Origin of the sequence: Desmospora profundinema, from assembly GCF_031454155.1 — a bacterium.
In the GTDB taxonomy this organism is placed as follows: Bacteria; Bacillota; Bacilli; order Thermoactinomycetales; family DSM-45169; genus Desmospora; species Desmospora profundinema.
This window is the reverse complement of the sequence record NZ_JAVDQG010000004.1, coordinates 321,038-334,375: the sequence shown is the minus strand read 5'-3', so window position 1 is coordinate 334,375 and position 13,338 is coordinate 321,038. Positions and strand designations below refer to the sequence as shown.

Annotated in this window: 13 protein-coding genes; 3 read left to right on the top strand and 10 right to left on the bottom strand. The window is 54.1% G+C overall.

Annotated elements, in window-relative coordinates; all coding sequences use genetic code 11:
* Positions 1–172: 172 nt before the first annotated feature.
* From JOE21_RS10605 to JOE21_RS10580, 6 genes are all read right to left on the bottom strand, one after another.
* A complete protein-coding gene (locus JOE21_RS10605) occupies positions 173–880 on the bottom strand; it encodes a response regulator (RefSeq protein ID WP_309865780.1) in 708 nt (235 codons plus the stop codon).
* Positions 873–2,513, bottom strand: coding sequence for an ATP-binding protein (locus JOE21_RS10600; protein WP_309865779.1), 1,641 nt, complete (start codon positions 2,511–2,513; stop codon positions 873–875). The genes JOE21_RS10605 and JOE21_RS10600 overlap by 8 nt, the downstream gene beginning before the upstream one ends.
* Before the next feature lie 118 nt (positions 2,514–2,631).
* Positions 2,632–3,639, bottom strand: a complete 1,008-nt coding sequence (locus tag JOE21_RS10595; protein ID WP_309865777.1) for an ArsA family ATPase — start codon at positions 3,637–3,639, stop codon at positions 2,632–2,634.
* Entirely contained in the window at positions 3,630–3,908 is a 279-nt protein-coding gene (locus JOE21_RS10590) for a cory-CC-star protein (RefSeq protein WP_309865775.1), read from the bottom strand. The genes JOE21_RS10595 and JOE21_RS10590 overlap by 10 nt, the downstream gene beginning before the upstream one ends.
* A 15-nt stretch (positions 3,909–3,923) precedes the next feature.
* On the bottom strand, positions 3,924–5,618 hold the full coding sequence (locus JOE21_RS10585) for a carbon starvation CstA family protein (RefSeq protein WP_309865773.1): 1,695 nt from the start codon (positions 5,616–5,618) through the stop codon (positions 3,924–3,926).
* Between the two features lie 240 nt (positions 5,619–5,858).
* Complete coding sequence (locus tag JOE21_RS10580) at positions 5,859–6,161, bottom strand: hypothetical protein (protein ID WP_309865770.1); 303 nt, start codon at positions 6,159–6,161, stop codon at positions 5,859–5,861.
* A 415-nt stretch (positions 6,162–6,576) separates the two neighbouring features.
* Between JOE21_RS10580 and JOE21_RS10575 the strand changes: the two genes are divergently transcribed.
* Complete coding sequence (locus JOE21_RS10575; protein WP_309865767.1) at positions 6,577–8,757, top strand: ATP-dependent Clp protease ATP-binding subunit; 2,181 nt, start codon at positions 6,577–6,579, stop codon at positions 8,755–8,757.
* A gap of 23 nt (positions 8,758–8,780) precedes the next feature.
* Here JOE21_RS10575 and JOE21_RS10570 read toward each other — a convergent pair whose 3' ends face one another.
* A complete protein-coding gene (locus tag JOE21_RS10570; protein WP_309865764.1) occupies positions 8,781–9,938 on the bottom strand; it encodes an amidohydrolase in 1,158 nt (385 codons plus the stop codon).
* 699 nt (positions 9,939–10,637) lie between these two features.
* Positions 10,638–11,078, bottom strand: a complete 441-nt coding sequence (locus JOE21_RS10565; RefSeq protein WP_309865760.1) for a hypothetical protein — start codon at positions 11,076–11,078, stop codon at positions 10,638–10,640.
* Positions 11,079–11,367: 289 nt separating this feature from the next.
* Between JOE21_RS10565 and JOE21_RS17785 the strand changes: the two genes are divergently transcribed.
* Positions 11,368–11,553, top strand: a complete 186-nt coding sequence (locus tag JOE21_RS17785; protein WP_374709351.1) for a YjzC family protein — start codon at positions 11,368–11,370, stop codon at positions 11,551–11,553.
* A gap of 319 nt (positions 11,554–11,872) precedes the next feature.
* Complete coding sequence (locus tag JOE21_RS10560) at positions 11,873–12,391, top strand: DinB family protein (protein ID WP_309865758.1); 519 nt, start codon at positions 11,873–11,875, stop codon at positions 12,389–12,391.
* Between the two features lie 275 nt (positions 12,392–12,666).
* Here JOE21_RS10560 and JOE21_RS10555 read toward each other — a convergent pair whose 3' ends face one another.
* Positions 12,667–13,020, bottom strand: a complete 354-nt coding sequence (locus JOE21_RS10555; RefSeq protein WP_309865755.1) for a hypothetical protein — start codon at positions 13,018–13,020, stop codon at positions 12,667–12,669.
* On the bottom strand, positions 13,017–13,283 hold the full coding sequence (locus tag JOE21_RS10550) for a hypothetical protein (protein ID WP_309865753.1): 267 nt from the start codon (positions 13,281–13,283) through the stop codon (positions 13,017–13,019). Before JOE21_RS10550 ends, JOE21_RS10555 begins: the two co-directional genes overlap by 4 nt.
* Between the last annotated feature and the right edge of the window lie 55 nt (positions 13,284–13,338).

Sequence of the window (13,338 nt, the reverse complement as noted above, 5' to 3'; positions counted from 1 at the left end):
ATCATGCCTCGTATGACTGGAAACATACGGAAGGATTGAATCCATGGATAAAGAGCGTACATCTTGGTATTGCCAAATTTCCAACCAGGCTAATCGATGTTTATATACCCTGCTGAAAACTGCATTTCACAACCAAGCCCGGCTGTCCTCTCGACAACCGGGCTTTATTCTCTCATCCCTTCCGCATCCCATAGCGGCGTTCCGGACGTCCGATGGCACCGTAGGAAACATCGGCGGAAGCTTCTCCCATGGAAACGAGGTATTCGAGGTAACGGCGGGCGGTGGACCGACTGGCCCCGATGGCGCGCCCGGTTTCTTCCGCTGTCTTGCCCCGCCGATCATCGCGGAGGGTTTGTATCACTTTTTCCAGGGTGATGGGATCGATCCCCTTAGGTACCGGCGGAGGTTCTCCCTTTGGTCCACGGATTGTTCCGGACCGATTTCGCAGGGCATCGATCTGATCCTGATCCATGGACTCCATTTTGGCAAGGCGCTCCCGGCCGGCTCGATACTGTTCCAGACTAGTGCGGAAACGTTCAAACACGATTGGCTTTACCATATAGTCCACGACACCGCCACGCATCGCTTCTTGCACCAAATCTGTCTCTCCTGCCGCCGTGATCATGATAATATCCGTCTTTCGCGCATGCTCGCGGATGAACCAGATCAAGTCGATTCCCTTTATATCCGGCAAATAAATGTCCAGCAACACCAAGTCAGGCCGGAAGATCTGCAACCACTCCCGGGCTTCTTCACCGGTATGAGCCATACCCGCAACATGAAAATCTTCCACTTTTTCCGTAAACCGACGGTGAATCTCTGCCACCCGCCGATCGTCTTCAACAATCAGCACTTCGATGGGATTACTCCGGTCAGCCATGAGCCATCCCTCCTTCACTCGGTTTGCAGCCGCGGACACGGGGCAGGGCGACCACAAACAATGCTCCGCCCAACTCGCCGTGTTCCAGGGCGATATATCCCCCCATCTCCACTGCAGTCTCTTTCACCTTGGGGAGGCCGAGACCCCGCTTTTCCCCTCTTTTAGTGGAAAACCCTCGTTCCCAGATGCGGTCAGCAATTCGATCCTTCACCCCCGGTCCCGAATCCTCCACTTCCAACAACACTTCCCCCCCGGCATCACCGATGTATAAGCGGACCCGCCGTTCTCCTTCCGGCTGCTGTTCCACAGCCTCAAAGGCATTGGTGATCAGGTTTCCCAAAATATGGACCAACCCTTGCCTGTCAAAATCCTCTGGAAGCGGCCGCAAACGGCTGTCCTGATCCAGGGTGAAATCCACTTTTAGTTCCCGCGCCCGGTTGATGAAGCCGAGCAAAATCCCCCCCAACCGGGGGTCGGGAATTCCTTTGACAATCCGTTGGATCCGGTCCTGGTTCTCCACCGTTTCCTGGTGAATCATCTCCAGCGCTTCCCGGTACGAACCCAATTGGATCAGGCCGGAGATGGTATAGAGGGTGTTGTGGAACTCATGGGTCTGGGACCGGAGCGCCTCTGTATAGCGGGAAACCTGGGAGAGTTGGTCATTTAACTCATCCAACTCGGACTTCAACCGGAAACTGGCCACCGCTCCCACGACCCGGCTTCCCTCCGGGGAACGGATGGGGTAACGATTGACGATAATTTCTCGCCCGTTCAGGTAAAGGTGGCGATCCAGCTCCCTCTCCCCGCTCTGCACCACATCCGGCAGCCGGGTATGGGGAAGCAACTCCCGAACATCCCGTCCCTGTTCCGCCTGCTCCGCAGGCAAGCCCAGCATCCGGGAAGCCGCCTGGTTGACCATCGTCACTCTCCCCTGTCTGTCCACCACCACGATCCCTTCCCGCACCGCCTCGATTACGGCGCTTCGCTCTTTGTACAGGGAAGAAATTTCTTCCGGTTCCAGTCCCAAAGTAGCATGCTTGATACTGCGGGCTAACCAGATCGCCCCCACTACCCCGATCGCCAGAGCCAGCAGAAAAAAATGAAGCATCTTGATCAGATAGGATTGAGTCATGTCGGCGATTTCCTCCATCAGAAACCCGACGGAAACAATGCCGATCACCTCTCCCTCCTCATTAAAAACCGGCGCTTTCCCCCGGAGGGAGGGTCCCAAGCTGCCCGTCGCCTTGGAGACATAAGATTCCCCCTGCACCAGGGCGCGGTCATTGTCCCCTCCCACCATCTGCCGGCCGATGCGTTCCGGAATGGGATGAGCGTAACGGATTCCCTGGTGGTTGCCCACCACGACAAACTGGGCTCCGGACTGCTTCCGGATTCGTTCAGCCATCGGCTGAATTTTCGACCATGGCTGCGAATGCCCAAACGCTCCGATCAACTCCGGATCACCGGCTAAGGTTTCCGCCAGGTTGAGCGCCCGCTGACCAGTTTCTTTTTCAACCGTCTCCACCATCAGCGAATAAAACGATCCCCCCATCAATCCCACGATCAAGAGCATCAATCCAGCCACCATCAGAATCGTTCGCGTCTGCAGGCGAAGCTTCCACCATTTCCCCATACACCATCCCCCTCCCCTCACCCCTTATGAAAAAACGCCCCCCAACGGGGGCGTGCGGTTGCTGGCAAAACCCATCACGGAATGGTCGGGGTGGTAATCCGTTCCTTCCTATCGAACTTCACAACGAACCGAACCCCCCGCGCTCCATCCGCTCGGCGATTTTGGTCAAACCGTCCAGTCCGCGGATATCCTCCGGCTCCATAGGGACATGCAATCGCGGACGGTCGGCGAACCGTTCGTCGATCTCTGCCAGGTAACGAGCTTCCTGCTGCCTTCGTTTGGCCAGAAACGCCCCATCCGCCTCTTCCGGCAGCACCCGGTTGACGACGATTCCTCCTGTGGCGACACCATACTTCTCCAGCAAGGTCATCGCCTTGGCCGACTCCAGGATGGAGAGGCGTTCCGGGTTGAGCACGAAGTAAAAGGAGGTCACCCCGGGATCGAGCAGCCGCTGTCGGGCAGCGGCAAAACGGTTCTTGCGCCGTTCCAATAGTTCATACACCTGATCTTTCGGCTCTTCCGCTTCACCCACCCCGGCCACGTTGTGCCACATGCGGTGCAGCTCCCGGGTTTTGGCTCGGCGGGCCAGCATTCCTTCCACCCATACCCCCATCAGTTCCGGGAGGGACAACAGACGCAGGGTGTGACCGGTGGGAGCCGTATCAAAAACAATCCGGTCGTATTCCGATTCCGCCGACAAGATAGTGGACACCATGTCGTCAAACAGAGCGGCTTCGTCGGCGCCGGGAGAGGCGGCGGCAAAGTCCATCTGCCGTTCTACTTCTTGCCACAGTCCCGGAGCCGCCAGCCCCCGCAGGTTTTCTTTTACTTCATCCATATAGCGGCGGGAGGCTTCAGCGGGATCGATCTCCCGTACCCAAAAATGATCCGTCACCTGGACCGCCTCAGCCCCGGCTTCCACTTCCAGGAGATCTCCCACCGAATGGGCGGGATCAGTGGAGACCAACAAGGTTTTCAAGCCCCGCTTCGCCAAGGCCGAGGCATAAGCGGCGGAGCAAGTGGTCTTGCCCACGCCTCCTTTGCCTCCAAAAAATGCGATCGTCTCCTTACCGGAACGCTTTGACGGCCGTCCGCCTCTTTGTTTACTCCAGATCGTCAGCAACATTTAAACCCGTCCAACGGGGATTTTTCCATCCCCATGCGTTGATGCCACTCGTGGAATTCTTCCAGCATAAACGGTGTCAGCTCCATCGTGTAATAGGAGACCGGATTGGGCAAACCCAGCATTTCCGAAAAGGCCAAGAGCTTAAAGACATCTTCTTCGTTTTGGATTTCTTTGAGCATGGTGCGGCGGTACGGGGCGAAATACATCTCCTCGTAAAAGTGCTTAAACTGTTCCCAGATCTCACGGGCCCGGTCCGCAGTCCGTTCCATGCGCATTCACTCCCATCAAGCGGAGGTTCCCGGGTGAAGCGGCTCATCCCGTCCGCGCCGCCAGGCCAGGATCCCCTCCAGAATCAGCCATACGTTGAGGGACAAGATCAGAATCCCCACGATGGTGAGCAACGTGTTTCCTTGTGAAATATATCCCATAATGTTGTGGACCATGCTCCAGGTGGTCATGACCACGACGAACACCAACGGGATGAGGGAGACGAGGTAGTTGCGTCCCCATTTCCACAGCATCAGGGTAATCACGATCAGAGAGAGGCCCGCAGTCAGCTGGTTGGTCGTTCCAAACAGCGGCCACAGTTTCATGCCCCCTTGCCCCGGGTTGGACGGGTCGGCCAGGAAGGCCAGTGCCACACAGCTGAGGAAGGCGACAACGGTGGCGACGTTGATGTTTTTCAACGGAGCCACTTTGTACTGCTCCCCGATTTCACCCAGGATAAAGCGCTGCAAGCGCATCGAAGTGTCCAGCGTGGTGGCGGCGAAGGCGACGATCATAATGGAGATAAAGGTGGTACCCACTTCCGGCGGAATTCCCAGACTGGCGATAAAATTGCCGGCACCGGTGACAAAGGCGCCCACCCCGCCTGCACTGGCGGTGGCCCATGACCCGTAATGCTGGCTCCAGTTGTCGATGGTGGCGAAACCGGCAGCCGTCGCCATGATGGCGATCAAGGCCAACAGCCCTTCACCCATGGCCCCGAAGTAGCCGACAAAGCGGGCATCGGTCTCTTTATTCAACTGTTTGGAGGAAGTCCCGGAGCTTACCAAACCGTGAAAGCCGGAGATCGCCCCGCACGCAATCGTTACAAACAAGAGCGGAATCAACGGCGGGGTTCCTTCCGGCACCGCGCTGTTGAAGAAGGGAGCGTTAAACTCCGGCTGAGTGAACAACAAGCCGAGATACATCACACCCAATCCCAGGAACAGCATATGGGAGTTGATGTAGTCCCGCGGTTGCAGCAACAGCCACACCGGCAGACGGGAAGCGATCGCCCCGTACAGAAGCATCACGATCACCCAGAAGCCGGCAGAAGGAATTCCCAAAACCGTTTCCGGCATGGCGACCGGATTGGACGCCCCGATGAAAATAAAGACAAACAACAGGAACAGCCCCACCAGGGACGGTCCCAACAATCCCATCCCCCGCTTGTAGACCAAGTACCCGATCGTCATGGCAACGGGAATCTGGAGCCAGTACGGGATGACACTGCTGGGGAAGTTGGTAAACAGGTTGGCGATCACCACCGCAAACACGGCGTTGACCATTAATAAAAGGAAGAAAATGATAAGCAGGAACAGTCCTTTCGCCCGTGCCCCGATCACCGTATTGGTGATGACACCGACGGATTTCCCCTTGTTGCGCACGGATGCCCACAGCGTCCCCAAGTCATGCATCCCTGCAAAAAAGATCGTACCCAACACCACCCACAACAGCGCCGGCCCCCATCCCCAGATGACGGCGATGGCCGGACCCACGATCGGAGCCGCCCCGGCGACCGAACTGAAGTGATGTCCCCACAAGACAAATTTGTTGGTCGGCAAATGGTCTACCCCGTCCCGAAATTCGTGGGCGGGTGTCCGGAAGTCCGGATCCAGTCGATAGACGCGTTCGGCTAAATATTTCGAATAAAAACGATATCCCAAAAAGAACAACGCCAATGCACCGAGTGTCAGTAACACTGGTTCTGACATGTGAGACCCTCCTTTGCCATGTAAACGGTTACAACTCATTATACAGCAAACATTCTAATAGAAACAGGTCTACATCTTTTATGTTATAACGTTTTAAACCGAAAGCAATAGTCGTTACATGGAAGCGGAGTGAAAAAGTTAAAAATCTCCTTTTAACCCAAACCGCCCCCTTCCATATCCTATGAAAAGGAAAAGGGGGCCATTTCATTTCCTTATCTGAACCCGCTTATAAAAATGGTCTCATCCTTGCCTTCTGGGCCGTACCACCACTTGCCCGCCGTCTTTTCGGTAACAGCATTCCTGCTTTTCATCCAACGGCCATACGACTTCCTGATCACGAAAGGAATCCGCCAGCTTTTCCTCGGTCTGTTCCCCCAACGGTTGACCGATTTCCGTATCCTCTCCGGCTTCCTTTTGCATTCGCCGCATCGCGATCGCCGTCATTTCCCGGTAGCATTCGCGTACTTGATTCGCCCAAAAATCCATCTGTGCTTGTTCCGCACTGAGCAGTTGGTATTCCCGTTCTCCGGGTCCCTGTTGCATGGATATTCCTCCTCGGGATTGATCAAAGGTAGCGTGCACGAACAACCGGCCTTTTATACCGTCACCCCGTCCGGCCGATTCAAAATCCCCCTTGAAAGTCAAATAAGGTCAGACTATAATAGGGGTATAAGGTCAAAGAAAGTCAAAGTCAAAAAACAACCATTAGGGCGTGTCTGATAAATACGTTAGGCGGAACCCCGGGTCGGTGTGGCCGTCTTCGTTTCGTTGCAAAAAGCGCATAGCGAGACCTGGAACGAAGTGAACCAGGCGAGACTTGTGCTCTATGAGTGCAAAGGCTCTCCGCCAGCCACACCGCCCCTCCCTTATTATTGCGGGAAGTTGAATTACCAGACAGCACTAAAACGGACACGGCATATGCCGACTGATACTCATCACATGAAAAGGAGGTTTACGTATGCGTTGTGAACAATGCCAACAACAACCGGCCACCGTAGAGCTGCGTCTGCGCATCAACCATCAGACGCAGCGCATGCGTCTGTGCCGGGACTGCCATCAACAGATGAAAAACCAGATCCCATTCCCCGCTGGAATGAGCGGTCCCACGTGGAATGATTGGTTCGGTTCGATGATGGGTCCGCAGATGGGGGGGTTCCAAATGCCTGATTCTCAAGAGCCCTCGCAGGGGCAGCCGGCCACCGGCGGCCGACGCGGCGGCGGACTGCTGGAGCAGTTGGGCAAAAACTTGTCCCATGCCGCCCAAGCGGACCAAATCGACCCGGTGATCGGCCGGGACAAAGAAGTGGCCCGGGTAATCGAAACCCTAAACCGGCGCAACAAAAACAACCCCGTCCTGATCGGGGAACCCGGTGTCGGGAAAACCGCCATCGCTGAGGGATTAGCGCTGAAGATCGCCCAAGGAGACGTGCCCCGTAAACTGAAAGGAAAAGAAGTCCACCTGCTGGACGTCTCCTCTCTGGTGGCCAATACCGGAATCCGGGGTCAATTCGAGGAACGGATGAAACAGCTGATCGCCGAATTGCAGGAACGAAAAGAGGTGATCCTGTTCATCGATGAAATCCATCAACTGGTGGGGGCCGGTTCCGCCGAGGGTTCTTCTGACGCCGGCAACATCCTGAAACCGGCCCTGGCCCGCGGTGAACTCCAAGTGATCGGGGCCACCACGCTGAAGGAATACCGCCGTATCGAAAAAGACGCGGCTCTGGAACGCCGATTCCAGCCGATCCTGGTAAAAGAACCCGCCATGGAGGAAGCTGTTCAGATCCTGGAAGGGCTGCGCAAAAACTACGAAGAATACCACCGTGTCCGCTACACGGACGAGGCTCTGCGCGCCTGCGTCACCCTGTCCCACCGCTACATCCAGGATCGTCACCTGCCGGACAAGGCGATCGACCTGCTGGATGAAGCAGGGTCCAAAGTGAACCTGCTCCACGAGACGGGAGACAAGGACGACCTGCAAGAACGTCTGGAGCAGATCCAGGCGGAAAAAGAGGAGGCCACCCGTCTGGAGGACTACGAACGGGCCGCCCGCTTGCGGGACGAAGAGCGGGAGCTGGAACAAAAACTGGCCCAAGCCGATCAAGCATCCGCCTCTGAAGCGGTGGTGGATGTGGAGACCATCCAACGGCTGGTGGAAGAGAAAACCGGTATCCCCGTGCGGCAGCTGCAACAGGATGAGCGTGAAAATATGAAACACCTGGCCGACCGTTTGAACACCCAAGTGATCGGGCAGAAAGAGGCCGTGCACCAAGTGGCCCGCGCCATCCGCCGCAACCGCGCCGGTCTGCGCAAAAGCAGTCGGCCCATCGGATCCTTCCTCTTCGTCGGCCCCACCGGGGTTGGGAAAACCGAATTGGCCAAAACCCTGGCCCGGGAGCTCTTCGGCACGGAGGAGGCCATGATTCGCCTCGACATGAGTGAATATATGGAGAAACACTCCATCTCCAAACTAATTGGCTCCCCGCCGGGATACGTCGGCCATGAGGAAGCGGGCCAACTGACGGAAAAAGTGCGCCGCCAGCCTTACAGCATCGTGCTGCTGGATGAGATTGAAAAAGCGCACCCGGATGTGCAGCACCTCTTCCTGCAGATTATGGAGGATGGTCGTCTCACCGACAGCCAAGGGCGCACCGTCAGCTTCAAGGACACCGTCCTTATCCTGACCAGCAACGCCGGTGTCGACACGAAAGTCAAAGCCGCCATCGGATTTGGAAGCGATCCGACGGAAAACCGGACCCCGGACCTGCTGGAGTCCCTCTCCGACTATTTCCGTCCCGAATTCCTCAACCGTTTTGACGGAATCATTCCGTTCCGTTCCCTGGACCGGAACGACCTGGTGGCCATCGTCGACCTGATGCTGGCGGACGTCCATGAAGCCGCTCAAGAACAAGGCCTCACCCTCACCGTCACCACGGCGGCCAAAGCCAAACTGGCCGACCTCGGCCATCACCCCGCTTTTGGTGCCCGTCCGCTGCGCCGGGTGATCGAGGAGAAAGTGGAAGACGGCATCGCCGACCTTCTGTTGGAAGAAGAGACCGTGTCAGCGATTGAAGTGGACGTAGAAGAAGACGAGATTGTCGTAAAACAGGCGAAGAAAAATAACCCCCCACCGGAATAATTCGGTGCGGGGTTTTATTCTGGCTACCGCTGATAGACGACCTTCCCGTCGATGATCGTCGTTTCCACCTTTGTCCGGAAATCGAGCGGATCCCCGTTCCAGATAACGACATCGGCATCTTTGCCCGCTTCCAGGGAGCCGACCCGATCTTCCACCTGCAAATGCTTGGCGGCATTCAGGGTGATGGCTTCCCAGGCCAGCTCCTCATCCAAGCCGTCGGCCACCGCATAGGCAGCGGCGGTGATCAATGTTTCGATGGGAACAACTGGATGGTCGGTCGTAATGGAAAACGGAACATCGTAATCCGCCAGCGCCGTCAGGGTATGCCAGCCTTTATCACCCAGCTCGATTTTAGAGCGATTGGACATCGTCGGCCCCACGGCCACCCGTACGCCTTTGCTTGAGATCCACTGGGGAATCTTGTGACCTTCCGTACAATGTTCAATCGTCAGTTCAAACTGAAACTCTTCGGCGATCCGCAAGGCCGTTGCAATGTCATCGGCCCGATGGGCATGGGCCCGGACGGGAATCTCCCGTTTTAACACCTTCACCAGGATCTCCATCTTCAGATCCCGTTCCGGCAGCTTTTCGGGATCCGCCGGAGCCTTTTCCCACTTATTCCGATAGTTTTGTGCCTTGACGAGATTCTCCCGCAACACCGCGGCGATTCCCATGCGGGTGGACGGCAGCTTATCCTTTCCGCCATAGACGCGTTTGGGATTTTCTCCGAATGCGATTTTCAATCCCGAAGGGCTTAACAGGACCATCTCATCGACGACGGACCCATGGGTTTTCAGCACCACCATCTCGCCGCCGATCACGTTACCGCTACCGGGCATCACCTGTACCGTGGTCACCCCGGCTTGAACCGCATCGATAAAGCCCTGCTCATGGGGATTGATGGCATCCAAAGCCCGTAAATGCGGCGTGGCCGGGTTGGTCAGCTCGTTGACATCCACCCCGGCGGGACCGACCGCTTCCTCAAATATCCCCAAATGAGTATGGACATCGATCAGCCCCGGTGTCACTACCTTCCCGGCACCGTTGATCACTTGCGCTCCGGCCAGTGGCTCTAGATCGGAACCGATCTCTTTGATTTTTCCATCCTGGAGCAGGATGGAGGCGTGTTGCAAGGTACCGTTGGCAATCGTGCGAATTTCCGCATGTTGAATGAAAATCATCGATCATAGCTCCTTTGTTGAGGTAATCCGCTATACTCTTCGACATGCGAAATATCAATTCCTTCTCTCAATATCCGGGAGAAACCACGGATCATGGTCCAACTTCGGTGTTAGCTGTTCTTGATCCAGTTCTAATGATTTCATTCATCGTATTCATTTCTTGGTTTAACGTCATGCGCCAGAAGTCTCCCACCTCTTCAGGTGGTGAGATGAATGGCGCTTTGCCCGAATCCCCCTTGTGGGGATGACAAGGGCAAACCTTTCTTTTTCTCTGGAAAAGAAAGGCGAAAATCATGTATAATGAACATATGTTCCTTGACAACCGAATGATAGGGGGTTGCCATGAGGAAAAGCGGTCATGGCGTAAAATCATTCCCGCAAGAGCGTAAATCAATCCTATTGCGCCAAAAAGGAGCAAGTATCTACGGATCGCATCAGCGTGAAGTAGTAGATGGTCTGTTCCGACCCATGTACACATGTACATGTTGCTTGCTTAGGGATTCAGATGACTTCCGATCTTCGATCGAGTGTGTGAGGCAAACCCTTATACACATGAAAGCATCTGGACTCCTCTTGGCAAGAAACCTCCGCCTCTTTGCGTTAGCGTAGGCGGGGGAGGTTCATTCCGGTATTACATCCCTTTAGGGCCGGTAGCTTCCCCGAAGTGAGCACCGGCTCGCTTGTCATCCCTATCATCTTTTACAGGGTCTGGAACTCCTGTGTCATGAAGATCAGTGCAATGGATATAATCGGAAATGCAGAAGCAAAAGCCGCGCCCAATATGCTATAGCCGGAAACCAATCGCTTCACTTGCTCCGGTGTCCGCGGATCGTTGTTCACTTGTTGGCGGGTAAGAAAGATCTGAATCAGGCCAAACAACAGGAAGCAAAAAATCAGAATGAGCGGTATGACGTAATCGATTCCGGTGGTCTCCATGATCTGCATCATCCCAAAGGCAATCATAACGATCGGAATCCCTTCGACCATTGCCAATTTCATTAAAAAGGAAGCCAATTCTTTTTTAGATTCAAACTTCTCCCCCTGTTCGTGCACTCTGGAGATCAACTGTTTAAAAATAATCACAATCCCCACTACAGCTATGGCTGTTGCGATTACAAACAGCCAGCTCGGATTTTCCATACGCTTTCTCCTCTCTTTCCTTCCATCTCGCTTCCACTCGGATGATGCTTCTTCACGGTGCCCGATTGAATCCAGGTAAGCACCTTCTTTTTTGTGAAGATCTATACCACCCAAAACCATTTTTCCATTCACCATGAACCAAAAGGATTCCTGCCTTCCGGGATGCTTTTCTTTTTTCCCTACTTTTAGATGAAGCCGAATACCCAATCAAAGCGGGAGGACAAGGGAGTTCCATCATCGAATAATGGAACAGAAATGACCAGAAAATTATTACAAGAAAAAAGGAGGGATAATCATAGGAAAAAAGCCCGGGGAAAAACCGGATCATCCAGGTGAATACGAAGAAAGAGGTCCCGGCGGGGAAAAGATTACTAACCCCCGACGGATCACCATGGAGCCGGGGGATGATCGTTTACCGCCTACTCAAGAGCCTGATCGTACGTGGAAGTGGATTGGGCCACCAAAGAAAACGTAAAGCAAAATCCACTAGGGTGTGTCTGAACATCCGTAAGGCAAGATTCCGGGTCGGTATGGCTGTCTTCGTTTCGTTGCAAAAAGCGCATAGCGAGACCAGGAACGAAGTGACCTAGGCGAGACTTGTGCTCTGTGAGTGCAAAGGCTCTCCGCCAGCCATACCGACCCTCCCTTCTACTCACGGAAGATTAAATCACCAGACAGGCCTTAATAGACGATAGTGGGATCACCCGCCACAGCCCAGAGGAGTTGGAATCACCTGACAGGAAAAAACTTCGATAAGGTCGATCTGCAACAATAGTCTTAAAGGAGGCCCTGCCATGCGGGATCTTACCAGTCCCAATCTGCCAGAAGATTTGTCCGTTCCGTTTGGTTTGATGGAAGACGCGTTTCACAGGCTGAGCCGACTGGTCAGCGATATGAGCCAAGACGAAGTGGATTACCGGGGTCCGACCGGAGAGGTAAACTCGACGGGCACGCTGATCCAACACCTTGCCGCTACCGACCTCGGCTACCTATATTGCATCAAGGGGGAGCCCTCTGAGAAATTAATCGATGAATTCGGCCCCGACCGTACCGAAGACGGACGCCTGCCCACCGTAAACGGTCAGCCGGTGGACTCTTTGTTGGCTTCTTACCGAAGTGTCCTTGACCGAGTTCATGAGTACCTGATGACGCGCACCGAAACGGACGCCACCCTTTCCGTCACCGTGCCCTGGTGGCCGGAACCGGCCAGTGTACGGTATGTGCTGTGGCATATGGCGGGGCACTCGATGTACCACCAGGGACAAATCCGTCGCCTGCGGGAGTGGTATAAGAAGGAGAAAGTGCATGGTTAGATACAATAGAGAGTAGTAAAGAAAGCCGCCTAAAGGCGGCTTAACTTGTTCATTTTAAAAGTTGCTGCTTTTTAGGGCGTGTCTGAACAATCCGTAAGGCGCGATACCGGATTGGTATGGCTGTCTTCGTTTCGTTGCAAAAAGTGCATAGCGAGACCTGGAACGAAGTAAACCAGGCGAGACTTGTGCTCTATGAGTGCAAAGGCTCTCCGCTAGCCACACCTTTTTCCCACGGAAAAATGAATGACCACACAGGGCCCTAGTATCCCCTATGATTATTCCTTTGTCTCACCCATAATCCGCTGATTCATAAACTCATACACATCTTCTTTTGACCGGAGTTTGCGATAACCACACCCGAAAATATAGATGAGTTCCTGTTTTGAATCGTATGAATAAATTAACCGCAGATCAGGTTTAAATCCTTCCTGCGGATGTAGGTTGGAATGAAATTTCTTTTTGCGAAAGCCAATCAGTGGTGGTTCCTTTAAAATAGCAGCATGCTCTGGATGCTTTATGATCTCTTGGATCGCTTTGTCAATACAAGAGAGTACTTCATCGGGTTCCACGGCTTCTATGGCAACCCGGTCTAAATCCTCTTGAAACCCCTCGAAGAACTGGATCTTCATTTTTTGTTCCTCCGATACTCTTCAAGGAGTTCTTTCATAGTCATTCCTTCCGAAAGAGTTTTGAATTGATCGGGGGAAGCGTTCGCTCGATCACCAAATCGCTCGACCAGATCCAGATCATCCAGATATTCTTCAATTTCTTCCATCAGCTTTTCCTGATTAGGATGCTTAAGAACAATGCTGAGGATCCTGACAGCATATTCAGTTTCTTTCTCATTCAATTGATCAAGGAGTTTATGGGCATCTTCTTTGTTTACAGCCATCCAAGACACCTCCTAGTTTTCATTATACCACGGGCTCTATATCTTAACCCTCTAT